Annotated in this window: 17 protein-coding genes; 5 read left to right on the top strand and 12 right to left on the bottom strand. The window is 70.4% G+C overall.

Going from position 1 to position 25864, the window contains the following annotated elements:
- Positions 1-79: 79 nt before the first annotated feature.
- Positions 80-1528, bottom strand: coding sequence for an argininosuccinate synthase (argG, locus tag ACWD01_RS02160; protein WP_451157119.1), 1449 nt, complete (start codon positions 1526-1528; stop codon positions 80-82).
- 132 nt (positions 1529-1660) lie between these two features.
- Between argG and ACWD01_RS02155 the strand changes: the two genes are divergently transcribed.
- On the top strand, positions 1661-2362 hold the full coding sequence (locus ACWD01_RS02155; protein WP_451157117.1) for a DUF1707 SHOCT-like domain-containing protein: 702 nt from the start codon (positions 1661-1663) through the stop codon (positions 2360-2362).
- A 492-nt stretch (positions 2363-2854) separates the two neighbouring features.
- Here the strand turns inward: ACWD01_RS02155 and ACWD01_RS02150 are convergent, their stop codons facing one another.
- Positions 2855-4099, bottom strand: coding sequence for an SGNH/GDSL hydrolase family protein (locus ACWD01_RS02150; RefSeq protein WP_451157115.1), 1245 nt, complete (start codon positions 4097-4099; stop codon positions 2855-2857).
- A 114-nt stretch (positions 4100-4213) separates the two neighbouring features.
- Between ACWD01_RS02150 and ACWD01_RS02145 the strand changes: the two genes are divergently transcribed.
- Positions 4214-5623 (top strand): DUF445 domain-containing protein, encoded by a 1410-nt coding sequence (locus tag ACWD01_RS02145; protein WP_451157113.1) that lies wholly within the window; start codon positions 4214-4216, stop codon positions 5621-5623.
- 288 nt (positions 5624-5911) lie between these two features.
- Here ACWD01_RS02145 and ACWD01_RS02140 read toward each other — a convergent pair whose 3' ends face one another.
- On the bottom strand, positions 5912-6214 hold the full coding sequence (locus ACWD01_RS02140; protein ID WP_451157111.1) for a hypothetical protein: 303 nt from the start codon (positions 6212-6214) through the stop codon (positions 5912-5914).
- Positions 6215-6348: 134 nt separating this feature from the next.
- The gene (locus ACWD01_RS02135) at positions 6349-7287 is read right to left on the bottom strand and encodes a CHRD domain-containing protein (RefSeq protein WP_451157109.1); all 939 of its coding nucleotides are present in this window, start codon (positions 7285-7287) and stop codon (positions 6349-6351) included.
- Between the two features lie 231 nt (positions 7288-7518).
- On the opposite strand from ACWD01_RS02135, the gene ACWD01_RS02130 reads away from it, so the two are divergent.
- A complete protein-coding gene (locus ACWD01_RS02130) occupies positions 7519-8133 on the top strand; it encodes a COG4315 family predicted lipoprotein (protein ID WP_451157107.1) in 615 nt (204 codons plus the stop codon).
- A 24-nt stretch (positions 8134-8157) separates the two neighbouring features.
- Here ACWD01_RS02130 and ACWD01_RS02125 read toward each other — a convergent pair whose 3' ends face one another.
- The 3 genes from ACWD01_RS02125 to ACWD01_RS02115 form a co-directional block, all read right to left on the bottom strand.
- Positions 8158-8997, bottom strand: a complete 840-nt coding sequence (locus ACWD01_RS02125) for an excalibur calcium-binding domain-containing protein (protein ID WP_451157105.1) — start codon at positions 8995-8997, stop codon at positions 8158-8160.
- A 213-nt stretch (positions 8998-9210) separates the two neighbouring features.
- The gene (locus ACWD01_RS02120) at positions 9211-10410 is read right to left on the bottom strand and encodes a damage-control phosphatase ARMT1 family protein (protein ID WP_451157103.1); all 1200 of its coding nucleotides are present in this window, start codon (positions 10408-10410) and stop codon (positions 9211-9213) included.
- 60 nt (positions 10411-10470) lie between these two features.
- Positions 10471-10845, bottom strand: coding sequence for a DUF1304 domain-containing protein (locus ACWD01_RS02115; RefSeq protein ID WP_451157101.1), 375 nt, complete (start codon positions 10843-10845; stop codon positions 10471-10473).
- Between the two features lie 168 nt (positions 10846-11013).
- On the opposite strand from ACWD01_RS02115, the gene ACWD01_RS02110 reads away from it, so the two are divergent.
- Positions 11014-11505 (top strand): GNAT family N-acetyltransferase, encoded by a 492-nt coding sequence (locus ACWD01_RS02110; RefSeq protein WP_451157099.1) that lies wholly within the window; start codon positions 11014-11016, stop codon positions 11503-11505.
- A gap of 6 nt (positions 11506-11511) precedes the next feature.
- On the opposite strand, the gene ACWD01_RS02105 is transcribed toward ACWD01_RS02110, so the two are convergent.
- Complete coding sequence (locus ACWD01_RS02105) at positions 11512-12849, bottom strand: tetratricopeptide repeat protein (RefSeq protein ID WP_451157097.1); 1338 nt, start codon at positions 12847-12849, stop codon at positions 11512-11514.
- A 140-nt stretch (positions 12850-12989) separates the two neighbouring features.
- Here ACWD01_RS02105 and ACWD01_RS02100 point away from each other — a divergent pair, with 140 nt between their 5' ends.
- Positions 12990-13649 carry an ATP-binding protein gene (locus ACWD01_RS02100; RefSeq protein ID WP_451157095.1) on the top strand — a complete coding sequence of 220 codons (660 nt, stop codon included), beginning with the start codon at positions 12990-12992 and terminating at the stop codon, positions 13647-13649.
- 70 nt (positions 13650-13719) lie between these two features.
- Here ACWD01_RS02100 and drmB read toward each other — a convergent pair whose 3' ends face one another.
- Genes drmB through ACWD01_RS02080 form a run of 4 tightly spaced genes read right to left on the bottom strand, consistent with a single transcriptional unit; the run spans position 13720 to position 25491 of the window.
- A complete protein-coding gene (gene drmB / locus ACWD01_RS02095) occupies positions 13720-15582 on the bottom strand; it encodes a DrmB family protein (RefSeq protein ID WP_451157093.1) in 1863 nt (620 codons plus the stop codon).
- Positions 15579-18839, bottom strand: coding sequence for a helicase-related protein (locus ACWD01_RS02090; RefSeq protein ID WP_451157091.1), 3261 nt, complete (start codon positions 18837-18839; stop codon positions 15579-15581). The genes drmB and ACWD01_RS02090 overlap by 4 nt, the downstream gene beginning before the upstream one ends.
- Positions 18836-20740: a UvrD-helicase domain-containing protein gene (locus ACWD01_RS02085; protein WP_451157089.1), complete on the bottom strand. Its 1905-nt coding sequence runs from the start codon at positions 20738-20740 to the stop codon at positions 18836-18838. The genes ACWD01_RS02090 and ACWD01_RS02085 overlap by 4 nt, the downstream gene beginning before the upstream one ends.
- Entirely contained in the window at positions 20737-25491 is a 4755-nt protein-coding gene (locus ACWD01_RS02080; protein WP_451157087.1) for a DEAD/DEAH box helicase, read from the bottom strand. Before ACWD01_RS02080 ends, ACWD01_RS02085 begins: the two co-directional genes overlap by 4 nt.
- Positions 25492-25864 lie beyond the last annotated feature (373 nt).

The following is a 25864-nucleotide window of genomic DNA, read 5'->3' as shown; positions in this document are numbered from 1 at the left end:
GCGTGCGGGCGGCTCGGCTCGGCCTTGTGTGCGGACCGGCCGTGGTCCGCACACAAGGCTTGTTGACCGGGCGAGGTGCTCAGTCGGTGCCGAACTCCATCGCGGCGCGGTCGAGCATCTCCTCGTCGCCGGAGACCTCGCCGCGGGAGGCGATCGCCTCGGCGCCACCCTGCGGCATCGCGCCGATCAGTCCGGTCGAGGCCGCCTGCGCGGCGCCGACAAGCGCGGCCTGGCCGGTGCCGACCATGCCGAGGCCCGCGTACTGCTCGAGCCTGGCGCGGGAGTCGGCGATGTCGAGGTTGCGCATCGTGAGCTGGCCGATCCGGTCCACCGGGCCGAACGCCGAGTCCTCGGTGCGCTCCATCGACAGCTTGTCCGGGTGGTAGCTGAAGGCGGGGCCGGTGGTGTCGAGGATCGAGTAGTCCTCACCGCGCCGCAGCCGCAGCGTCACCTCGCCGGTGACCGCCGAGCCGACCCAGCGCTGCAGCGACTCGCGCACCATCAGCGCCTGCGGGTCCAGCCAGCGGCCCTCGTACATCAGCCGGCCGAGGCGCCGGCCCTCGTTGTGGTACTGGGCGAGGGTGTCCTCGTTGTGGATCGCGTTGACGAGGCGCTCGTACGCCGTGTGCAGGAGCGCCATGCCGGGCGCCTCGTAGATGCCGCGGCTCTTGGCCTCGATGATCCGGTTCTCGATCTGGTCGGACATGCCCATGCCGTGGCGGCCGCCGATCGCGTTGGCCTCCATCACCAGGTCGACCGGGGAGGTGAACTCCTTGCCGTTGATCGTGACGGGCCGGCCCTGGTCGAAGCCGATCGTCACGTCCTCGGCGGGGATCTCCACCTCGGGGTCCCAGAACCGCACGCCCATGATCGGGTTCACGGTCTCGACGCCCGTGTCCAGGTGCTCCAGGGTCTTGGCCTCGTGGGTGGCGCCCCAGATGTTGGCGTCGGTCGAGTACGCCTTCTCGGTGCTGTCGCGGTAGGGCAGCCCGTGGGCGAGCAGCCACTCCGACATCTCCTTGCGGCCGCCGAGCTCGGTCACGAAGTCCGCGTCCAGCCAGGGCTTGTAGATGCGCAGGTGGGGGTTGGCGAGCAGGCCGTAGCGGTAGAACCGCTCGATGTCGTTGCCCTTGAACGTCGAGCCGTCGCCCCAGATCTGTACGTCGTCCTCGAGCATCGCCCGGACCAGCAGGGTGCCGGTGACGGCGCGGCCGAGCGGCGTCGTGTTGAAGTACGCGCGCCCGCCCGAGCGGATGTGGAAGGCGCCGCAGGCGAGCGCGGCGAGGCCCTCCTCGACCAGGGCCGCCCGGCAGTCGACCAGGCGCGCGATCTCGGCGCCGTACGCCTTCGCGCGGCCGGGCACCGAGGCGATGTCGGGCTCGTCGTACTGGCCGATGTCGGCGGTGTAGGTGCACGGGACGGCACCCTTGTCGCGCATCCAGGCGACGGCGACGGAGGTGTCGAGGCCGCCGGAGAAGGCGATGCCGACACGCTCGCCGGTGGGCAGTGAGGTGAGGACCTTGGACATGGTAAGAGTATGCATGGTCTCGCATGATCATGCAATATTTGGTCGGCATGGATGGGGTCGAGGGGCTCGACGGTTCCCGCGGGGCGGCGCTCGCCCGGCGAATTTCCCGGCCGGTTTGACTAGGCTGACGGTATGACGAGCGAACTCCCCGAGATGCGTGCCTCCGATGCCGAACGGGAGCGGGTCGCCGAGCAATTGCGGGACGCCGTCGCCGAGGGCCGGCTCGACATGGACGAGTTCGATCAGCGCCTGGACGCGGCGTACCGGGCGCGTACGCACGGCGACCTGGAGCCGCTGGTACGGGACCTGCCGGCCCCGGCCGGCTCCGGCGCCACCATCGCTCCCCTCTCCGGCCCGGCGCCGGACCGCGGCTCGTGGTCCGGGCGCGTCGGCAGCCCGGCGACGTCGAAGGGCGCGTTCTCGTTCTGCGGGGGCTTCGCGCGGCGGGGTAGCTGGACGATCGGCCGGAAGTTCACCGCGTTCACGCTGATGGGCGGCGGCGAGCTGGACCTGCGGGAAGCCCGCTTCGAGGACGCCGTGACCGTGATCGACTGCATCGCGATCATGGGCGGCATCCAGGTCACCGTGCCGCCCGGCCTGAACGTGGAGGTCAAGGGCATCGGCCTGATGGGCGGCTTCGACGAACACGGCCGCGTCGACGCCGACCCGGACCCGGCCGCACCGCGCGTGATCATCAGGGGGCTGGCGCTGATGGGCGGCGTGGGTGTGGAGCGCAAGCTCACGAGAGCGGAGAAGCAGCGGCTGAAGGCGGAGCGTGAGCGGGAGCGGAAGTTGACGAAGGGGAACGACCGGAAGGAACTGGGCGAGACGTAGCCGCGCGGGTCGCGCTGCGGGTGCGTGTCCGCTGCGCGGGGCGTGTTCCCCTACCCGCCCCTTCCCGCTGTACCGAATTTGCGGCTCCGCCGCGTGGGGGCTCCGCCCCGAACCCCGCGCCTCAAGCGCCGGCGGGGCTGGATTTGCCCGGTTCCGTGCCGGGTGCGGCGGTTTGAGCGCTGGTGGGCCGGGAGGTTGCCCGTCTTGTCGGGGCGCTGCCCCGAGCCCCGCGCCTCAAACTCCCCCTACGGCCTGGCGGCCGTGGGAGGTGCCCCCAGCGAGGCTGGATGTGCCCGGCTCGGGCTGGTTGCCGCGCAGCGGTATTTGCAGCCCGGCCGGCGATTGAGGCCACCGCGCGGAGCGCGGTACCGGGCAGAGCCCGGCCCGCCCGCCGCCCGCAGGGCGGCACGGGGTCCGGGGCTTGCCCCGGTTTCGGGAAGCGGGGAGGGGAACAGCCCGCCGCAGGCGCCACGCACCCGCACCCGTCGCCCGCTACAGCGCCCCCACATCCACCACGCTCCCCATCCGCACATACCCCGCATCGCTCGGATGCAGATGATCCCCCGAGTCGTACACCGGCCTCATCCGCCCCGGCGCGTACGGATCCCGCAGCGCCGCGTCGAAGTCGACGACCGCGTCGAAGATGCCGTCCGAGCGGATCGCCGTGTTGATCTTCAACCGTTCCGCCTGCGCGGACGCCGTGCAGCGCGGGTGGCCGCCGCACGGCGTCAGGGTGGAGCCGATCACGCGCCAGCCGCGGGCGTGCGCGCGGTCGGCGAGTTCGGTCAGGCCCGCGGTCACGTTCGCCGCCGTGGGCGCGTGGGGCGCGCGCAGCACGTCGTTGATGCCGATGGCGACGATCACGGTCCGCGCGCCGGACCGGGCCAGGACGTCGCGGTCGAAGCGTTCCAGCGTGCTGGGGCCGCGCCCGTACTCGAGCAGCCGGTTGCCGCTGATGCCCTGGTTGAGCACCCCGTAGCGGCCGCCGAGCCGGTCGGCGAGGATGTCGGGCCAGCGCTGGTTGGAGCCGGGGGTCGAGAGCGCGCCGTCGGTGATCGAGTCGCCGACGGCGACGATCGCGCCGCGCGCCTGCGAGGTCAGCACGTCGACGGCGGTGATGTGGTGCCAGGAGCTGGTCCGGTCCTCGTACTCGGCGCCCGTCTCGTCCTGTGTGGCGTCGCCGTCCGCGACGTAGGACGTCTGGAGGGCGTACGGGTGGGTGGTGACCGGCCCGCCGGGCCCGGGGGTGTGGACGGAGACCAGCAGGTCGTCGTCGTACGGGATGCGCAGTACGACCGCGTCGCTGACGATCCGCCCGCCCGGGTCGACGGTCACCTCGTACGCCCCGCCGAAGGTGATCCGGCGCAGGCTGCCCTCGACGGCGGCTGGGCCGGCGCCCGCCCGCACCGCGAGCGACGCGCCGGTGATCCGCAGCGGCTCGGTGCCGTACAGGTTGGAGAAGGTGACGCGGGCGGCGGTGCCGCCGATGCTGGTGTGGACCACGTTCCGTGCGGAGCGGCCGTCGCGTCCGCTGGGCGTGCCGACCACGGAATCGGCCGGGGCGGCGTCGACGGGGCTCGCGGACCAGGTGCCGATCCACTGGGGCACGGCCGACGGGGGAGTACGGACCTCGGGCTTCTTCTTGACTGCACCGACACCGAGGTAGATTCCCCCGCATATGAGGGCAACGGTGGTCATGAGGGCTGCGAGGTTCACATACCCCTGCCGCTTGTTCATGCCCACATCATCTCGCACGGTCCGGGAACTCGATGTGCCGCCCAGGAGTACCTGAGGTAGGGACGAGTGACAGGGGCGTCATCGGATGGACGCGGTCGCGGACGGGTGGAGTAGATGGAACGAACAGAACCGGGCGAGTCGGGCGGGCCGGGCGACGGCGAACGGGCCGCCGGCACCGGCGGCGGGGGCGTGAGCACGGACGCCGTGGCCGTGGAGGCCGGCCGCCGCGGTACCCGGCCCGCGCCCTCCACCGCGCTGCCCTCGTTCGCGTACACCGAGGCCGACGAGGAGAAGCGCCGCGGCGTACGCCGGATGAAGACCACCGCGACCGCGCTGCTGGTGCTCGTCGCACTGGTCTTCGTCCTCGCCACTTGGGCGAAGAACGCGGGCCTGGGCGACTGGACCGGCTACGTCGCGGCCGCCGCCGAGGCCGGCATGGTCGGCGCGCTCGCCGACTGGTTCGCCGTCACCGCCCTCTTCCGCCACCCCCTCGGCATCCCCATCCCGCACACCGCGATCATCCCGAACAAGAAGGACCAGCTCGGCGCCTCCCTCGGCTCGTTCGTCGGCGAGAACTTCCTCTCCTCGGACGTCGTACGGGTCCGGTTGCGCGCCGTCGGCATCGGCAGCCGGCTGGGCGCATGGCTCGCGGAGCCCGCCCACGCCGACCGGGTCACCGCCGAACTGTCCACCGCCCTGCGCGGCGCGATGACCGTGCTGCGCGACTCCGACGTCCAGGCCGTCGTCGGCGAGGCGATCACCCGCCGCGCCGAGGCCGCCGAGATCGCGCCCGGCATCGGCCAGACGCTCCAGAAGGTCGTCGCGGACGGCGCCCACCACCGCGCCGTCGACCTGATCTGCACCCGCGCGCACGACTGGCTGGTCCTGCACTCCGACTCCGTGATGGACGCCGTCGAGGGAGGGGCGCCCGGCTGGACGCCGCGCTTCGTCGACCGGAAGATCGGCGACCGCGTCTACCGGGAGCTGCTGCGCTTCCTCGCCGAGATGCGCGACATGCCAGGCCACCCGGCGCGCGGGGCGATCGACCGGTTCCTCGGCGACTTCGCCGCCGACCTCCAGTCCGACACGGACACCCGCGCCCGCGTCGAGCGCATGAAGTCGGAGCTGCTGTCGCGCTCCGAGGTGCAGGACGTGATCGCGTCGGCCTGGTCCTCCGTACGCGCCATGATCATCTCGGCGGCCGAGGACGACCGCAGCGAGCTCCGCCTGCGGGCCCGGGCCTCGCTGCTCTCCCTCGGCTCACGCCTCGCGACGGACAGCCGGCTCCAGGCGAAGGTGGACGGCTGGGTGGAGGACGCGGCGGTGTACGTGGTGACGACGTACCGCGGCGAGATCACCTCGCTCATCTCGGAGACCGTCGCGAGCTGGGACGCGGAGCACACGTCCCGCAAGATCGAGGCGCACATCGGCCGTGACCTGCAGTTCATCCGGATCAACGGCACGGTGGTCGGCGCACTGGCCGGCCTCGTCATCTACACCGTCGCCCATGCGCTGGGCGCGTGACCGGTCCCTGCCCGACCGGTCGCGCGCCCAGCGCCTCATGGGGAGGTACTGATGAATACGTGCGGGGCGCCGGAAGCGTTCAGCCGGGTCCGGGGGAGTCTGGATCCGAGGTTTCCGTGGCCTGGCCGTGTGTCCGGTCCGAGGGCCGGGCTCCGCGGCTCCCGGGTCCGGAACGGGCTTCCGGGTCGGCCCGGTCCGAGGGCCGGGCTCCGCCGCTCCCGGGCCCGGCCGTGCGTTCGGCCCGGTCCGGGGAACCAGCATCCCGGACCGGGCCGCTTCCGTGGCCGGTCAGTGACCGCGGCGGGTGACGGTCCACGAGGCCAGCGCCACGCCGGCGGCGACCGTGAACACCGCCGGCCACGCGCCGACCTTCTTGGCGAGCGGATGCGACCCGGCGAACGCGGCCAGGTACGCGGCGCTCAGCCCGACCGCCGCCCCGGGCCCGGCGTCCTGGTGCCACTGCCGGGCGGCCACCGCCCCGGCCGCGCCGAGGGCGAGCCCGCCGAGGGGACGCTGCCTGGTCCATCGGGCCACCGCGTACCCGCCGACGAGTCCGCCTGCCGCCACCGCCGCCGCGGGAACCCTGGCCATCGCTGCCGCCTTTCGCGTTGTCGCTGTCACCGTTCGTCCCGAGCGTAGAGCGTCGTCCTCGTCCTCTTCCTCTTCGTCCGCGTCGTCCTCGTCGCCCGGTGGATCGGGTGGGCGGATCGGATGGGCGGATCGGCCTAGTGGAAGAGCTGGCCGCGGACGGCACCGTCCGGGAACTCCTCGGTGTGGATGTTGGAGTAGAAGGCCCACGGGTTGTCGCGGATCTCCTTCACCACTCCGGCGTGCTGGTCGTTCAGCCGGCCGGAGACCGCGAACAGCCCCTCGGGCACCGGCTTGTCGAAGAAGCCCAGCACCACGTCGCCGTTCTTGCCGAACTCGCCCTTGTGGATGTGGGCGGCGCTGGGAGCCTTGATGTCGACCCAGGCGAGCGAGAAGTCGACCGTCTTCCCCTTGGGGTGCAGGAACGTCACCGCCTTGCCGTCCCGGTCGTTGACCTTCGTCGCGTCGTTGTTCGCGACCTCCTGCGCGCCGTTGGCGAGGGCCCGCAGCTTCCCGCCCTTGATGATGTGCAGCGGGTTGATGTTCTTGTGCAGCAGCTTCAGCTGGCCGCGCACGGCCCCGCCGGGGAACTCCTCGCTGTGCAGGTTCATGTAGAAGCCGGACGGGTGCTCGACGATGCTCTTCGCGAGCGCCGCGTCGGTGAAGGTGGTGTGCCCGGCGGCCGAGTGCAGCGAGTCGGGCATCGCGGTGCCGAACAGCGGCACCTTGACGTCGCCGTTCTGCCCCGCGGCCCCCTGGTGGATGTGGCCCTGGCTCGGTACGAACCCCTCCCACTGCATCGCGAAGACCACGCGGTCGCCCTTCACCTGCATCAGGGCCACCGCCTTCCCGTCGGGGTCGTTCACGGCGGCGCCGGTCGCGTCGGGCACCTCGTGCGCGCCCGTCATGACGACGGCGAAGGTGACGGCCTTCCCATGACTGGGCTTCGTGAACGTGGCGGCGGTCTGCGAGGTACTTCGCCCCCCTCCGTGGCTGTCGTTCGCGACGGCTGGGACGACACCGGTCACGGCCAGCGCGAGGGCGGCGGCCGGCACGGCGAGAGTGCGCTTGTGCATTGCGGATGGACCTCTCATTGGGGGCCGACCCGGTCCGGTCGGTCGCGGTCTTGTACGCGACGCCCGCGCGGGCCGTTCAATCCGGAAAGCCGCCGAATCCAATTGAACGGCCGCGCAGTTGCCCTCGTACCACCCGCCGTACGGCGCACCACTCGTTTACGCGACGCCGTTGTACGGAGCGCCGTCGTACGCAACGCCCGTCACCGCACCGGAAGCCGAAGGACACACACCATGCGCAGCACCCGGAAAAGTGCCCGGACCAAGGCCCTGATCGCAGCACCGCTGACCGCGCTGGTACTGCTGACCGTGACCGCCTGCGAGGACTCCGGCGGGTCCGGTTCTTCGTACGGCGCCGGTGCCGCCGGGGAGTCGGCGGACCGGCAGGCCCCGGCCGAGCCGCCCGCGGACGCGCCCGCCGACGCCGCCCCGTCCACCGGCGACGAGCCCGCCACGGGCGGCGACCAGCCGGCCAAGCAGGCGCCCGCCCCCTCCGTCTCGGTCCGGACGGCCGAGTCGGAGCTCGGCACGATCCTCGTCGACGACCAGGGCCGCACGCTCTACGGCTTCACCAAGGACAAGCCGGGCCAGGCCAACTGCGACGCCGACTGCATCGCGGTCTGGCCCGCGCTGATCTCGGCCAAGGACGTGACGGCGGAGGGCGGTGCCGACGCGTCACTCCTCAAGGAGGTCAAGCTCGGCGCGGGCGCGGAGCAGGCGGTCTACGGCGACTGGCCGCTCTACTACTACGTGGGCGACGTGACGGCCGGGGACGTCAACGGCCAAGGCCTGGACGGAGAATGGTTCGTGATCGCGACCGACGGCAAGCTGATCAAGTCCGAGGTCTGATCAGCCCGCGGCCCGGCCGTCGCGTCACTCGCAGCCGACCCCGTCCCCGTCGCGGTCCAGGTGCCGTCCGTATCCGGGGTCCCCGGCACGGACCGGCGCGGCCCCGGCGGCCCGCGCGGCGCTGCAGTTGGCGTAGTACGTGCTGCCCGACCCGCCCCCGGTGGTCCCGCCACTGCTCCCGCCGCTCGTGCCGCCGCTGTACGGCTCGCAGCCGACGCCGTCGCCGTCCCGGTCGAGGTGCGGCCCGTACCCGTACTCACCCCTGTGGACGGGGGCGGCTCCGGCGGCGCGGGCGGCGTCACAGTTGTCGTACATGAATGCCGGCTTGGGCTTCGGCTTGGGCTTCGGAGTGGGGGTGGGCGTCGGCTTGGGTGCCGGCTTCGCGACCGTGATCCGTACGACGGCGGTGGCCGAGACGGCCTCGGCGCCGTCCACGCCCTTCACCTCGACGCGGTACGTGAACTCGTCCTCGCCGCCGTACCCGGCGGTGGGCGTGTACGTGATGCCGGTGCCGTCGACCGCGGCGGTCCCGTGACCGGGCGGGCTGTCGACGGTGAGCGCGTGCTCCGCGCTGTCCCAGGCGTCCGCGAGCGGTCCGGCAGGGGCTCCGTCCAGGGCGAGCGTGTCGTTGTCCAGCACTTCGACCACGATCTCCTGGCCGGCCCTGGCGCTCTCCGTGTCGTCCTCGAGGCCCAGTTCGGGCTGCGGCGAGGCGGTCGGCGTCGGCGACGGGGAGGGCGTGGCGCTCACGGTCGCGGCGGCGGGTTTGGCGTCCTCGCCGTCCCCACCGCATCCGACGAGCGCGGCGGCCATTCCGACCGCGCAGACGACCGGCACGACCTTACGTATCCCGCTTGCTCTCATGTGCCCCCCAAGGCTGTCCGAAAAAGATGAACGAGACCTGGATCGTGCCACCTTGGTGAAGGCCGTGTGGTCGTGATGGCGAACTTGTGATGAAAGTGTGTGCGGGCAGGGGTGGGGGGAGGATCATGCTCCCCCCGGTCACCCGTCCCGCTCGAACCCGGTACGGCCCGGTCCATGTGCTGAGCCGCTGCTGAGTCCCCTCGACGGGACCGGTCAGCGGGACCGGGTGGCGACCTGGACCAGCGCATGGGTTCCGCTGGTGCGCCACGCTTGGCCGCTCGCCTCGAGCGTGGCCAGGACGCCCTGGTCCAGGCCGGTGATGACGTCGGACTTCAGGGTGCGCAGCGCGGCCACCGGGCCCGGGAAGTACGCGGTCCGCTCGGCGAAGGGCGTGGTCGGCTCCCAGAGCCGGTCGCCGACGAGGCGGCGGTAGTTCAGGTCGCCCTTGAGGACCGTCACGGTGGCGGCCGCGAACTCCTCGCGCAGGCCGTCGGGCATCGCGTCGTAGCCGAACGGCGCGCAGAAGAACTCGTGCGCCCGTACCGTGAGCCGCCCGTCGGCCATCGCGCCCCACAGCCGCCGCCCGATCCGGGCGGCGTAACCGGCCGCGGGCGCCTGGGCGAGCCGGCGCATGCCGTCGACGACGTCCGACATGGTCGCGTCGGAGATGTAGTACGGGTGCGGCTTCACATGAAGGACCACGTGCGCGGCCCGCTCCGAGTGCAGCAGATGGTCGATGAGGACGAGGTCGGGGATGAGTTCCCGGCCCGCGTTGTCCGCGACGAGATGGACGGCCGCCGCGCCGCCGGGCGGCAGGAGGGACCACAGCCGCGCACTCTCGTCGGCGACGAGCCGCGAGTCCGCGCCGGTGCCCGTCGACTCGTGGGCGCCGCCGGAGTCGAGCCGGAAACCGAGGTCGGCGCGGTTGCCCCACAGGGACGCGCCCAGGAGCGCGGGCCCTTGGACGTCGGCGGGCCGCCCGGCCAGGTCGTCGAGCGCGGCGAGCTCTTCGTCGACGGTCGCGCTGCGCAGTTCGGCGGCCTTGAAGGGCCCGAAGACGTCGATGCCCTGCCACGGGCCGGGCCCGAAGTGACCGAGCGCGCCGAGCAGCCGGCGGTAGAAGTAGCTCTCGGCCCACAGGAACGGCACGTCGAACCACGACCGCCCGAAGTACCCCTGCCCCCACGCCGCCCACCGCGCGCGGTCGTGCGCGTCCGCGGCGAGCGGCTCGATCACCCCGCCGGCGGTCTCCTCCAGCAGCGCGTCGAGCGCCGCGTGCTGCGCGGGCCCCCAGGGGAACGCCTCCCGGACCTGCTCGATGAGCGCCGGATGCCGCTTGGCCAGCACCCCCCAGGCGAACGACCCGGGCTCGCTGCTCAGGATCACGGGTGCGTCTTCGGCGCTTACGGGCATGGCGTCACGTACTCCTCTGTCGGCTGCCCTCCATCATGACGACCGGGCGGGGGCCGGAGGTCAGACGACATCCGCGAGCAGGACGACGGCCGGGGGCACGGCCTGCCCGAGCGAGCCGCGCCAGAGCTTGGGGTCGGAGACGAAGAGCACGATGCCGCCGCCGATCATGAAGAACGAGAGGTAGACGATCAGCGTCCGCCCGACCGTCTCGTGCCCGAGCTGCAGCGCGACGAACCCGGCGATCATGCCCAGCGCGAGAAACAGGTTGTAGAAGCCGACGTTGAACCGCCACAGCCGCACCTCGGGCGCGTCAGCGGCACTCCCGGTGAGAAACACCCGAACCTGCAGCCGCCCGTAGAGAAAGCTCTCCAGCGGCCACACGACGACGTGGACGGCCGCGGCGATCAGGGCGAAGACCTGACTGACGACGTTCATGCGCCCATGCTCGACCGCCGGGCACCCGCCGGTGAGCCGACACGCTCACCTGCTCACCTGCTCACCTGCCGACAACGACCATGGCGTGGAGGAAGCACCCGCCGAGCGGAATCAGTGTTGCGCCACGGTTTGATCGGCATGGATGCTGACTCGCCGGAGGTGCTGAATATGACGGACGTTGTGCTGCGGCTGTCGGCACGCGACATGGTGCCCGCGGACCTGGAGTCCTGCCACGGCTGGGCCGGATCCGCCCACCACCTGGCGGGCGTCGCCAGGCAACTGGATCGCGCCCTCGCCGGTGAGGTCGACTACCTCGTGGTCTGTCCCCTGACGAACGTGCCCGTAGCCAAGGGCGGCATCGACTACCGGGTCACGGAAGACGCCGGCTTCCTCTGGCAGCTCACCGTCCACCCGGCACTGCGCTCATGCGGCGTCGGCACCTTCCTGGTCGCCGCCGCGGAACTCCGGATCAGGGCCCGGGGTCTCAACCACGCCGAGCTGGCGGTCGAGGAGAACAACCCGCGGGCGCGGGCGCTGTACGAACGGCTGGGTTACGTCGCGTACGACCGCCGCCCGGACGCGTGGGACGAACAGACCCCGGACGGCTCACTGCGCCGGTACGAGACGGTGTGCACGCTGATGCGAAAGCGGCTCGCGTAGAAGTGGCTAGGCCGCCACCGGAGCCAAAGTACGGGCGCGTTCGTACAGATCGCGCGCGTGCCCGTTTCGCAGGTGGGGACGGATGGCGGACATCATGCTCCGGTAGCGGTCGTCGCAGCGACCCGACTGCACGTGCCCGTAGTCGTCGAGCATCCGGTGCCAGTCGCCACAGGCTTCCTCCAGCCTCCCCAGCCGCAGCTTCCGCTCCGCGAGCGTCGCGCCATGACGAACACGGGCGCGGCGATAGACCGGCTCCCGCAGCCGGTTGGACTCCTCGAAAGCGTCCACAGACCCGGCGATATCACCGAGCTCATAGCGGACCTGTCCGATGTGGTAGCTGAGTGCGGCCGGGTCGTACGAGCCGAACGCCTTCGCCCGTGACTCTGCCCGGTCCATCGCTGCCTCCGCCTCGTGGATACGGCGCAGCGCGACGGTCCGGTCGCCGGTCTGGGCGGCAGCATGGGCCTGCTGCCCGGCGAGAAACGCCAGCATGCGGGGACCGGCCTGCGGGGACACGGCGGCGGCGGTGTCGGCGAGCTCGAGGGCCTTGGCCCCGTGCCCCAGGTCGACGGCCTGCACGCTCATGCCGCGTAGCGTCGTGCAGTAGGTGAGATGGTCGTCGGCTCCGCCGGCGAGCTCCAGCGCCTTCACGTAGTAGCGCTGGGCGAGCCCGTCGACTCGTTCGTCCATGGCCATGTAACCGGTCAGATAGCAGTGGTCGGCGGCGGCCGACAGCATCGCCTTGCGTACGCGCTCGGGGCCGTCCGCCTTCAGATAGGGGGCGATGGTGTTGACGAGGAACGCCGCCGCCATGGGCCGCGCGTGGCGGCCTCCGAACATGTCGTCGATCTCGCTGATTCTCTCGGACATGGCGATGACGGCGTCGACTTCACCCTGCCCGATGCGCATCCGCGGGTTGCGCCGGTGAGCTTCGAACCGGCCGACGAGGTCAGTGAATCCCGGGATCAGGGCCGCTACGGAGTAGAGACCGGCGCTGCCGAGTACCGCTCTGCGGGATGGGTCCATGTCCACGCTCCCCAGTTCGACCAGTCCCGTCACCGTATCCGGGTCGCTCAACGCGAAACCGGCCACGGCTGTGAACCCCAGTTCCTTCGCCGACACCGGCCGCGACAGCCGCCGCGAGAACGCCTCCACGAGGGCCGGCTGCACTCGCTTGCGTGGCGTGGTTCCGGTCAGCCAGTGGCAGACGGCGGAGTCGTCGTAGCGCAGGGTCAATCCCAGCTCCGCGCCGACCTTGTTGACAGCGTGTGCCGTCTCGCCGTTGGTCCAGCGTGCCTCGACGATGAGGGCGGCCAGGGCACGGTTCGGTGTGCGGTTGCTCATGAGGTGGCCTTCCCTGAAATTCAGGACTTTCAACGCCCCGCCGCCCACGGGCAATACCCACCCGCTGTGCCGGTCGGTTGACTGAACGTTAGCGCGCCCGGATGTCGGGCGGCACATCGCGAAGCGACTCGGAGCGGCTGATGGACCTGAACGTATGCCGGAGCGAAGTGCGGCGAAAGGCATGGGAGTTGCCGTTCCTGGCCGAAGCAGGGGAACTTGCCGCACTGCGCCGCATCATGGCGCTGCACCTTCGTCAGTGGGGCCTGCGGCACCTCACCGATGCGGCCTCGACCTGCGTTACGGAGCTGGTGACCAACGTGGTCCGTCACGTCGGAGAATTGACCCCCACCACGCTCACGGTCTCGATGAACGGCACCTACCTGCGCCTGGAGGTCCAGGACCCGGACACCCGGGCCCTGCCCACGCTCCTCTCGGCGCAGCCCGAGGACGAAGCGGGCCGGGGCATGGCTCTGGTCGACGCCACGGCTGACCGTTGGGGTGTGGTCCTGCGTGCGGACAGCAAGGTCACCTGGTGCGAACTGGCCACCGGCCTCACGGCGCCCAGCGGCCACGTCAACGACCCGGGTGTCACACGCGCCGAGGCCCTGATCGGCCTCTACGGTTCCGTCCGCCGGCACCCCGCGGGTCCGGGGCGTACCCGCTTGAGTGTTGCCACAGCCCAGGAGTCGGCGATCGAGGTGATCACCGACCTCCTCCTCTGGCTCCGCGCCCACGGCTGCGACCCGGACGAGGCCCTGGACCGGGCGCAGTTGCACTGCGAGGCGAACACGGCATGCTGAGGCGAAAGGGAACAACGGCGCCAGTGGCCCACAGCGCGGTCCCCGGTGTCGTCCGGCCTCCCACTGGACCTCAGGCAGCCACAACGTTTGCGAAGAAGCCCACTTGAAGGTCGTCCGGCGTGCCGATGAGCAGTGCACGGTCCAACAGGATGTTGTTGTGCTCGCAGCTGGTCTCAGGAAGCATCACACAGGCGTGGCAGGCGGCGAGGTTGGTGCCTCCGGTCCCGGATGCCTCGGACTCGATGCACAGTGGGTCGGCGGAGCACCATGCGGCGCGGCGCACGGAGGAGCGGATCGTGTGCTCCAGGCGTGTCGGTTCGCCCTGCGCGACGAGTCCACCGAGGCTTCCGGCGGAGTCGCTGGTCGCGGTGTACACCAGCACACCGGCCATGTGCTCGTCGGCGTAGAGGCGTTCGCGAAGGGCGGCGGCAGGGTAGCCAGCGTCGAGGCTCCACTCGTTGATCAGTACATGGGCCAGTGTGTGGAGGAGCACCATGCGGGGGGTGGCCGGGGAGAGTGGTACATGGGTCGGGTCGGAGGCGCGTTGATCCATGCTCCGCTGATGCGCGGTGCGGATCCGCTCTACGCGTGCCGCCACGGTCGGGAGGTTCTCCCAGGTCGTCAGACGCTCCTCGTCGAGACGCAGGAAAACGCCTTCGCCGTGCACCTCCATGGCGGGGAGCCAGGCCGGTGGATTCGCGGAGAGGGCGGCCTCGTCGGCTTCCTCGGCCGTGTCGGGATCGGCGAGCCGGGTGAATGCCTTGAGGGCGCGTACCTCGCGGAGCTTCTTCACTAGCATGGGGCCGGCGACGCCGAGCGGACGGAGGACGGCGGGGTCGCCGAGAGGCCTCTCGCAGATGAACTGCTCGGCGCGGGAGCGCTCGCGTTCGTCGTTACCGGCACGGAGGCGCTCGTACTCCTTGTTGCGCAGGGCCTGATAACGGTGGTCAAAGGTGGGTTCCTGGTCACCGGTGGGGTCCTCCTCCTGCTCGGCGGCCAGCAGTTCCATCACCTCGTCGACAGGCACCGGACTCTCACCCTTGAACGCGAACTTGAGGCACATCTCGACCTCGTCGCGGCTGCTCAGCTTGCGGAGCTCGTCCCAGTGCTCGGCGAGCGGGTCGGCGCGTCCGTCGCTCCACGGCGGAATGGAGAGCGCCGACTTCAGCACCGGTTGCCACACGGCGGAGGAGCCTCGCTGGAGAGTGCGCGGGGTGAGGCCGCAGGATTCGGCGGGAACCGAGGTACCGAGCCAGGGGCGTGTGCCGCGGCACCGGAGCCCGAGGTCCTTGAGTGCGCTTCTGCGGAACGAGCCCTCCATCGACGCCTCGGGTACCCCGCAGGAGCAGGAGATGATGATCGAGCGGAGGGAGGAGCTGCGACCGGAGGAGCGCAGCTTGAGGGTTCCCGAGCAGGGGCCTGTACCGGTTGTGCCGCGGCCCGATGAGCGATGCACCCACTCCCGGTAGGGAAACTCGTCGAGGTGTCCCGCCTCGCAGGCGATGACGAATCGCGAAGGGACCAGGTCGGCGTCGCAGGCACCGCATGCGCTTTTGCCGGCCGGCGGATTGAACTCACGGTGCCGCCGGAGTTCGTTGCAGTCGGGGCACGAGTGCATCAACGGGAATCGGCGGACCCGCATGCCGTCCTTGCTGGTGTCGCCAGAGGCCGGTGGCAGCCGGAAGTGCTGCACGCCGAGGAGGCGGGCGAGCCGTCGTTCGTAGATGCGCGGAGACTCGGCTGCGCTCCAGTGCTGTTCCGCACCGTCGAGGCCGGAGACGATGAAGGACTCGTGGTCGACGGCGATCAGAGAGCCGACCCCGTACGTGGTGATGGCCTGTGAGCGGCGGACGGCGCCGCGCCGGGGCAGGTTGTGGGCGGGGGCCGGGCCGTCCGTGCCGTTGCGGCGGCGGCGTGCGGGGGGCGGGGTCATCGGGATGCCTCCATGAAAAGGGCGGACTCGGCGTCGACGTCGCGCAGGCTCCAAAGGGTGGGCCATGCCTCCGCGTCCTCCGTCTCGTCGTCGTACGACTTGAGCACCGACGGGGAGCGGTTGGCTCCCCTGCGGGGTTCGAAGACCAGGCCGCTGTGGATGTCGGCCTCGGCGCACCACCAGTCGACGAACTCGTCGAACGCCCGCGAGACGGCGTCGGTCTCGTCGGGAGTGATGGTGCGGACACGGTCGACGAGGACACGCTTCACCCTCGTGCGGAGCTGGTACTCGTACGACTCGACGTGGCCCGCGGCTTCGTTGGGCCGTGCTTCCGGGATCAGGATGCGCGCCAGGGCGACGATCACCGCGTGCAGTCCCCGCTCGCGGGCGCGGGCCGAGAACGGCGTGACGGAGGTGGACTCGACCTCGCGGTACAGGGCGGAGTGGAAGTGGAGGAAGTTCTCGTAGTGGGAGCGGTCGCGGGAGCGGGCCGCGTTGAGCATGACGGCGACCAGTCCGGGGTGGGCGCGGCCAACGCGGCTCGTGGCCTGGATGTACTCGGCGGTGGTCTGCGGTTGGCCCATTACCGCCATCAGACCGAGCCGGTCCACGTCGACGCCCACCGCGATCATGTTGGTGGCCAGGAGGACGTCGACCACGTCCTCCTGGGGTAGCTTCCGCTCGATGCCCTTGAGGCGTGCCGGGATCTCGCTCGCGTCGATCCGGCTCGTCAACTCCGAGTAGCTGGCGGTCGATCGGACCGCGACGCCCTCACGCTCGGCGAGCAGTTCCAGGTAGGCCACTACGTCGTCGTGGACCTGGAGTTCGGCGGCGGACAGCAGACGGAGGCTGTTGAAGTAACCGACCAGGCTCCAGTACGCATCGCGCACCCCGGCCTCGGTCTGCGCGTGCTTCGCCCGATGCAGCAGGGTGGCGTACGTACGGATGAGGAGCGTGGACTGGCTGGTACCGGGGGCGAAGAGGCCGACATAGCGGCGGCTCGCCTTCTCCTCGCGGGGGGTCTCGACGGCGAACCAGGAGTCACGGGAGTCGAGCCCGGCCGGCGGAAACTGCCGCACCTGCCGATCGAAGAGGCTGAGCCCCTGCTCGGCGGCGCGTCGAATGGTCGCGGTGGAGGCGATCACCTTCGGTCGGCCGGCGAGGGCATCCACGGCGGTCTCGTAGAGGCCCGTCAGGGTACCCAACGGGCCGGAGATCAGGTGGAGCTCGTCCTGGACGATCAACTCCGGGGGCGGCGTGGGATCATTCGGGTCGACGCGGTTGAACAGCGCGGCGGTGGCCGGACGCCACGGCATCGAGGCGAACTTGTCGACGGTGGCGATGACCAGCGTCGGGCGGGCGGCGTACACCGCCTCGTCGATGAGATGGACGGGTAGCCCGTCGGCGAAGTCGCAGTCGTCGCCGGGACAACGGACGTGCATTCGTACGGCGTCCTCGTCCACCTCGTAGGCGCGGGCGTCGAGGCGGGTGCCGCACCATGGACAGGCGTGCAATTGGACGGGATTCTCGGTCGCGAGACGCTTGTCCAGGTCGCGGCGGAGATCGGCGAGCTTGCCACCGGCGACCTTCAGGGTGTTGGGAGTGGCCGACCTGCCGACCCACATCCCGATCGAGAACTCCTCCGTCCCCAGCTCCGACGGAGCGTCACGGCGCATGAGTTCCATCGCACACAGGAGGATCGAGGCACGCTCGAACTGCTGGAGCGTGAGCAGTCGCAGGGTGTAGCGCATGAGGACGGTGACGCCGCCACCCTCCGCACCGCGCCTGATCCGGCGGAGGAAGGAGGTGAGGGCGATCAGGCCGAGGTAGGCCTCGGTCTTGCCACCGCCGGTGGGAAACCACAGCAAGTCGGAGATCTCGCGGTCGGGGTGGCCCGGGTCGTCGACTCCGGCCATGCAGAGCAGGACGAACGCGATCTGGAACGGGCGCCAGTGACCGGCTGCCAGGTCGGGGGAGCCTTTGCGACCGTTCTTCACCCAGGCGCTGCGGGCACGCTGGTCGGCCATCGCCCGATTGGCGAGCCGGAAGGCCTGCATCAGGTCCGGCTTGTCGGCCAGGAGCGAGATGCCCTCGCGGATCCGGCCCAGCGCCTCACGACAGGCCTGGACCTGGTCACGGGCAGGCTTCTCGTGCAGAGTGCCCACCAGGGCATTTGCCTCGGCCTCCTTGTGATCGATCCACCGCTCGTAACCGGAGGCGAGATTCCGCAGAGCGGCGAGTACCTCGGAATCGGGGTTGTCGGCCAGGCCCAGCATGGACAGGGCGGTGCTGTCGATGTCCGGGTTGGAGTCGGTGAGCAGCACCTCGACCGTGGGCACGAACTCGCTCCGCACCTCCGTGACGGCGGCCCGATCAGCGTCGGTCATGCCGATCGGTGGCGGTGCCCAGTCCCATTCGGCCGCGCAGCCGTGACCGACGGCGAAGGTCGGGGCGTGGCGGTGCAGCAGCCGGCTGGTGGCCACCTCAGGATCGTGGGCGGCGACGGGGGCGGGTCGTTCCACGAAGGCGCTCGACCCGTCGACCGCGCGAACGACGAGACCGCACTGGAAGAGGGAGTACGCGTCCTGGAGCTCCCGCTCGCCGATCCGATGGGTATTGACCAGCGTGACCGTGATCGTGACCGTGCCGGTGGTCGGGTCGGGCCGTCGGGCATTGACGCGCAGTGCGACACCCTCCGCAAGGTCGACCTTCAGGTTGGGGGTGGGCTCTGCGATGTCGATCGTGGTCGGGGGCAGCGTCAGCTCCTTGCGCCGCCAGTGTTCCTGTTGGTCGGAGGTGGTTCGGGCCTCCGCGCGGCGGGCAGGGACCGGATTGCCGTCCGCGTCGGTGGGTTCGTAGACGGCGGCCCTCGCACGAACCGTGATCGCGGGGCTTATGGCCGGGTCGATCGCGAAGGTGAGACCCATCGAGGACGGGCGACGGGAGCCGGCCGCGCCGAGGTCCTGTGCGGTGCCGGACTCCTCGATGTTGTCGTGGGAGCGCAGAGGAGCGACGTCCAGACCTTCCTGCTCGGCGTCGTCCTCGCGGAGCCGCTGCTCCCCGGCCGGACTCGCGGGCCTCGGGTAGAGGACTCCGGTCAGGTACCGATCGATCGGTGCGTCCCGGCTGAGCACCTCGTGCCGATCCTCGGGCGCCGCGTCGGACGCCGGGCCGAGGAGTTCGCGGCGGAGCCCCACCAGGATCTCCTCGTCGCGGACCCGGTAGTGCTCGGCGTGCCGGCCTTCGATGCGAGTCATGCGCGCTGCTCCTCGTTGTCGGTTGCCCGTCGGTACCTGCCGATGCCGGTGATCCGGGGCGCGATCCATACGCCCCGGTCGCCGAGGCCGGCGTTGGCGCCGCCGGCGGTGCTGCCCGCCACGGTCTCCAGGGTGTCCACCCGGAGGCCGCGGATCTCGTCGGGCCACCAGGGGTCCCACGTGCGGTTCACCTTCTGCACCTGGAACAGCGCCTCCCGGAAGCGCTCCGACGCTTCACCGACCACCCGCCCCTCGTGCAGCAGGACGTACGGCGGGCTCTGCCACTGGCCGAGCGGCAGGTCGTGGTGCCTGCGCAGCACCACGTCGTGACCGGGACTGACACGGTGCAGGAGGTACTCCTGGGTGGCGACCGCGTCGGCGTCGTGGCCCGGCGGGTTGTCCCGGCAGACGTCCGCGGCCTCGGCCACGATGCCGAAGCGATCGTACGACCGCCAACCGCCGATGTACCGACGGCCGTTGCTCCTGCCGCCGGACCTCCTGACGATCGGCAGTTCGGGGGAGTCCGCGAAGTACAGGTCCTGCCGGGCGCGGGTCATCGCCACGTACAGGGCGCGGGCCTCCGCGGGCAGGTCCAGCTCGTCCTTGTGCTGCTTGCGCAGCTCGGCGACGGACGGCGGAGCCAGGACGACCACCCGGTCGAACTCCAGGCCCTTCGCCCGGTGCACGGTGGTCACCGTGACACGTGCCGTCTCGGGGTCGGCGAGCTCGTCCGGGAAACGGCCGTCGGCCACCAGCCGCCGCAGTCGGTCCAGGTCGACGACGGCGCGCCCGGCTCCGCGGGCGGCGCGCCGCAGCACGGACCACAGGACTCCGGGATCCGCATCGTACGGCAGAGGTATCCCCTCGAGGAGGGACCGGAATCGTGCCTCGACGAGGGTGGTGGTGTCGGTGCGTCGCAGCAACTCGGCCACCCAGTACGGGACGGGGCGTTCCTCCAGGGGGCGACGCAGTCGGTGCTCGACACCGTGCTCGTGGAGCAGTTCGGAGACGACCAGGGCCTGCCGGTTGTCGCGCGTGAGGATCGCGCAGGTGTCGGGGAACGTACGCAGTCCGTCCAGGACGAACGGGTCGGTGAGTGCGCCGAGACCGTTTACCGGATCGAGGAGCAGGTCGCCCAGCTCCTCGTAGAGCGGCGCGGCCTCTTCGGCCGCGGTGACCTGCTGAAGGAGCGGGCCGTGCGCCAGGGCGATCCTGGCCTCCGGGGTGGTGGCTCGAAAGTTCTGGGTGAGGCGCAGCTCCACCAGATCGTCCGGGAACGAGGCACGCAGCCAGTCGAAGAACCGGTTGGTCTCGTCCGCACGCTCGGCCAAGTCCTCGATCTGGAAGCCGTACACGGACTGGGCCGCGTCACCGACCACGGTGAAACCACAGCTCTCCTGGTAGCGGTCGAGCAGCGTCTCCACCAGTTCCCGCCGGTCGCCGACCAGGTCCTGCACCTCGTCGATCACCACATGCGCGGGCGGCACGGCGTCGCCTGCCTCCAAAGCTCCCTTCTCGATGGCGCCGGCCGCGGAACGGATCCGTTCGTCGAATCCGGTCGCCGTCCAGTCGTTGTCCGGGTACGCCTGGACGAGAACGCCGTACGCCCAGGCGTCGAAGGTCTGAGCCCGGACCCGGCGGGCCCGCTCCCCGTGCCGGGCGATCCGCTCGCGCAACTCGCGGGCGGCCGCACGGGAGAAGGTGAGCACCAGGATCTCGGCGGCTTCCAGGGACTCCTCGGGATCCTCGTGCCCACACAGCGCGTCGAGCCGACGGACCAGCGTGTGCGTCTTGCCGGCCCCCGCCCCGGCGGTCACCAGGACGCGTGCGTCCCAGGGCTGTTCGACCACGGCCCGCTGCTCGTCGGTGAGCGGAGGGCTGTCGAGATAGGGGTCGGTCACCGACGGCTCCAGAGGTGTTCGAACTGGGTGAAGGCGAGCTTGGTGTCGAAGTTCGCGATGTTGTCGCTGACGTTGAGGATCAGGCAGGTGTCCTTGCCGCCGTTGCGCGGACCGCGCAGGCCACGGCCGATCATCTGCTGGTAGACGTTGGTGCTGTAGACCGGGCGGGCGACCACCACGGCACGGGTGGCGGGGGCATCGAACCCCTGGGTGAGCACGCCGTAGTTGGTGAGGACGCGGATGCGTCCGGTGCGGAAGTCCGCGATCCGGCGGCGGCGGTCGTCGGTGCTCGTGGTCGAGTCCACGGCGGCGGCCCGGATCTTCCGGTCGTTGAGCATTGCCGCCAGGTACTTGGCGTGGTCGACGGAGGTCGCGAACACCAGGGTGGGCCAGTCCTCCGGAAGGCCGACGATCTCCTCCACGATCCGTCGGCTGCGGGCGTGGTCGTCGGCAAGCCGCTGTTCGGCGGCGCGGGAGAGGACGGCCATTCGTTCCGCGTGCACCTTCTCGTCGCGAGTCAGCTCGATCTCACCACCCTCCAGGGTGCGGTGTTCGACCTGCGCGAGCATGCCCCAGTTCTGGAGATCCCGGTACGGGTCGCCGGACGGGAACACGCCCTCGTCGAGCCGGCGGTTACCGAAGCGGTTGATCAGTCGACGCGTCTCGTCCTCGTTCGTGTTGCGGAACGGTGTGGCGGTCAGGCCGAGCAGATGACGCCCGGTCTCGTACTGGGTGAGGCCCAGATCGCTCAGGATCCCCGTGTAGCGCTTGGATACGGCGGTGTGAGCCTCGTCCACGATCACCAGCGCGGCCTTGCGCAGCCACGCGTACTGCTCGGTGCCCAGGCAGCGCTCCAACTTGGCGTCGGTCGCGACCACCAACTGTGGCTGGTCCACGACCTCGCCCACCTCGTTGCTGCTCCACAGCCGGCTGATGGACAGAGCGCGGTCCGCGCCCACCTTGCCCCACACGAACTTCCAGCTCTGGACAGCCTGTTCGCACAGTTCCTCGGTCTGCGCGATCCACAGGATCGGCCCCTGGAGATCGCCGACCCGCTTGACCCAACGGATCACGGCCTCGGAGGTGACCCGGGTCTTTCCCGCGCCGGTGGGCAGTGAGAGCATGCCGCGCTGCGGTGCCAGCCGGTCGAGCAGCGTGGAGATGTTCCGGACCAGGTCCTCCTGGTAGTCGTGAAGACGAGGAAAGTCCTTCGGCCCCTCCACGTTCTCGGAAGAGGGCGGCGACGGGGTCCGGGAGCCGGCGAACGCCACCGGCAGCCGTAGATCGGAGACGAATGAGACGGCAGAGGACGAACCCGTGTAGCCGACAGGGGCGTTGGGGAACCTTGCTTGGATGTCCCGGGCGTGCTGGTGCAGGACCCCGTCACCGTGAGCGTTGAAGGCCATCTGTGCGATGCGGTGGCCCGACGGCTCCGTGCCGTCGTTCGCGTCCAACTCGGCGTCCATCAGCCCTTCGGGCAGACCTGCCCGAAGAGCGTCCGCTCCGATCAACAGCTCGATCTTGGCGACGACGTCGTCGGTCTCCCGGACGGCCTTGATCGCCGCCTGTAGAGCGCTGTCGCGTTCCATGCGCTCCTGATGATCGAGTACCGCCCGGCAGCCGGCCGGGCCGAGGCGCAGCGCGAGCTCGCGGTCGATCAACCGCAGCATCGGCTCACGGTCGAGCGGGACACGCACCTTGATTGTGGAGCCCTGCCGTACGGCGTCCAGTGGGGTGGGCTTCGTGCCGTTGGGTGTGCGGGTGACCTCCTCCAGTTCGCTGCACCGCTGAACCAACGCATTGCGGGTGGAGCTGTCGAGGCGCTGCCGCAGCGACGGGTAAAGCTCCACCAGCGGCACCGGTTCGCCGTCCGTCACCTCGCGGGTCTCTTTGCTGATCACGTCGGCATAGCGGAGCATGCCCCACTTCTCGACCATCAGCTCGGCGTCCGCGGCCGTCGGCACGAGAAGCGCGGGCAACTGCTCGGCGCGCAGCGCCCGGTACTCGGTGGCGCCGACGGCAAGTGTGATCTCTTCGTCGGGGCGGGTGCCCCAGGAGTCACCGATCCGGCAACGGGTCAGGGAGTCTTCGGGGAAGTCGGCCTCGAAGCGGGTCAACATCACATAGGTGGCGCCGACGAACGTGTCGTCCTCGCTGCGTGAAACCTCGGTCAGCAATGCCTGCCAACGGTCACCGGGCACCTCGTCGACGGTGGTGGGCAGGCCGAGCTTTCGGGCCTTCTCCTCGGAGATCGATTCGGCAACGGGCAGCACGTCACGGTGGGAGGCGAGCTGTGGGCCGACGGCTTCCTTCAGCGGTTTGATCCCCTGGGACGTGACGACCGTTCCGTATTTCCGGAGCAGCCAGCGGATCGGGGAGACCACGGACTGACGGGAGTTGACCCGGGAGCCGTAGTGCCGGGTCCAGTGGTCCACCACCGCCGTGTCGGGCAGGGTCTTCAGGAAGGCCGCGCGGGATTCCTCGGACAGCACGCGGAAGAGGTGGAGCGGTCCGCCGATCGGCGACCCTTCCGCCTTCATGGTCTTCAGGCCGGGGCGGGGCGCACGCTCGTCCAACTTCCGCAGATAGGACGAGTGGATCGCCTCACGGTACTCGTCGAACCACTCTTCGCCCTCCTGCGGCCGTACACCGGTCACCGGACGCTCCCGCAGACCCACCATCGCGAAGAAGGTGGTGTCGTCGGAGTGGAAGGCCATGTCGACCGCGACGGACGGGTCACGGTCGCCGGTCACCACCGGGCCGGGCAGCATGCAGTCCCGGATCGGTCGCCACTTGCCGTCGGCCGTCCGCACCCGCAGGGTCTCGCGTGGTGTGGGGACTTGCTTCATCACCCGGTCGCCCAACCGGCTCTGACCGGCCTGGCGGAACAGTTCCCAGAACCGCTGCCAATCGGTCTCCCCGTAACCCTCGAGGCCCTGGTCGAGCACGCTGACGAAGCGACCCTCGACGTCGGCCTCCCGGATGCCGAGCAGGTTCAGAGCATGTCCGAGCGAGAGGTCCTCGGCCAGCTCGTCCACCACGTACACCAGGGACTCGCGCAGCCCGCCCTGCTCGGCGCGACGGAACACGTGGCCGGCCACCGGGGCGACCAGGCCGTGCTCCTCGGTGAGCACGATCCGCGCCTTGCGCGCCTCGTCGGCGTACGGGGCCTGCACCTCGACCATCTCGGCGACGATCCGGATCGCCACCGCGGACGCCTCGGCGGTGCCGCATTCGACCAGCGCTTCCAACCACTCCCGCACGGCGGCGCGTTCGAGCTTGGCCGCCTCTCGGATGTGCTCGACCTTGCCGGAACGGAGGGAGTCGGTCTCGACGCTCGGATGCAGCCAGTCCGAGGGCCGGCCGGGGCATTCGTGCCACATGCGGAGCCAGCCGTCGAGACGCCGCAGGTCCTTGTCGAGGCGAGGGTGCAGCCGCAGCTCGGAAGGTATGCGGAGGACACCGTCCTGGTCGGGCAGCGAGGGGCGGACCGCCGCGCGGGCCCAGATCTCACGGATCAGGAAGTCGTCGGCCCAGCTGATCGACTCCTTGGTGCGGCCAGGGAGCAGAGGGAGGTAGGCGCCGGGATCCTCGGGCGGGGCGAGTCGCGGCAGGGAGTCGACGACCAGCGCCGCCGAAACCTTGATCATCTCCTGGTTGAAGGGGGACGAGTCCAGGAGGTTCTGGCGGTCCTCGTTCGTCTTCCATGCTCCGTTGAGGATGCCACTCAGGGACATTTCATACTTGGTGGGGAAGAAGGACCAGAATCGGCCTCGACCGCGTATCCGGGGGCTGCCGTACAGCCCGCTCTTCGGGTCCTTCTCCAGAACGGGAACAGCCCAGGAGACATCGAGGGTGACGCGGTCGTGCAGCTCACCGGCGTCGGCGCGGGCGGCCGGCCCGGGAGCATGGGTGAAGGTGAAGACCCTCCAATCCTCGGAGGTCGCCGCCTTCCCGGTCCGCGCTTCCCACACGGTGCGGACATCACCGACCTGGCGTGTTGTCAGGGTCCGACGGGCCATCGGGCGCGGCCGGCGGTCCTCCAGGACGACCTTGGCGACATGGGGCGAGAAGAGCTGGAACCCGGGCGGGAACTCCTCGCGATCCGACGAGCCGCCCCCGTGCATGTCCTTCCCCAACCGGCCGTTCGCTTCGTTGAGCAGCGGCAGTCGCACGACGGTCGTCGCCCAGCCCAGCAGTTCGTCGAGGATGGGGTCGGCGGCGCGCTCGGCCGCCTCGTCCAGGGGGCGGGCTGTCCGCAGCACCGGCGCGTCGAAGCTCGAGCCGTACCGGTCGGTCACCCCGGGGACGGCCTTTATCTGCTCGAAGGACCAGGCCCGGTCGAATCCGAAGCTGCCGCTCCGGCTGAAGAATTCCGGCGCGTCGGTCACCACGAGAACCGATTTCACACCTACGCCGAATCGACCGATCTGGCCTCCGCGCTTCTTCGACATGCTCATTCGAAGAATGGTCTCCGCGCCTTCCGGAGTCACGGGACTTCCTTCGTTGGCGCAGTAGAGATTGGTTTCCGTGAGGACAACCTGAATTTTGCCGCCCGGTTGGCCGGCGATTTCGTCAGCCGCGTTCTGGACGAGTTCGAAAAGCTGCCGGTCGCCGTATCCGCCTTGAGTGATACGGCGTTCGCCGTTGGCGTGCTCGGCGACGAGACCGGGGTCCACCGCGTAGGTCTGCAGCACTCGGGACGACTGGTCGAGGACTGTTCGGACGACCGGGCGGACGGGCTGGGGCATGACTTCGGACTCCTGGGTGAACGAGAGCGGACTGAAGATGCGATGCGTCGACGCTTCCCTTGGTGGCCGGTCGCCGGGGCGGCCGGCCACCAGGGGAAAGGCGACACGACCTCGCCACGGGCAACTTCCTTCGCAGGGCGCCGACATGTGCTCGAGCGAGTCGTGGGGGAGAGAGCGGAGCGGGTGGTTCGTCACCGTGCCGGGGTGACGACACCGTGGTTCGGTTCACGTGCAGAGGGCGGACTCTCGTCGAGGGAATCCACGACGGTGGTCCCGTGTCCGTGGGGGACATCGCCCTGCGAGGTGGCAGTCGCGGCCACCTGCTGGTTCAGGAAGTCGGCGCTCAACTCGCGCATCGACTTCAGGTCGTGAT

This window comes from Streptomyces sp. NPDC002835, from assembly GCF_053591995.1.
Note: the sequence above shows the minus strand (reverse complement) of the source record. Positions and strands in the feature narration are given on the sequence as shown.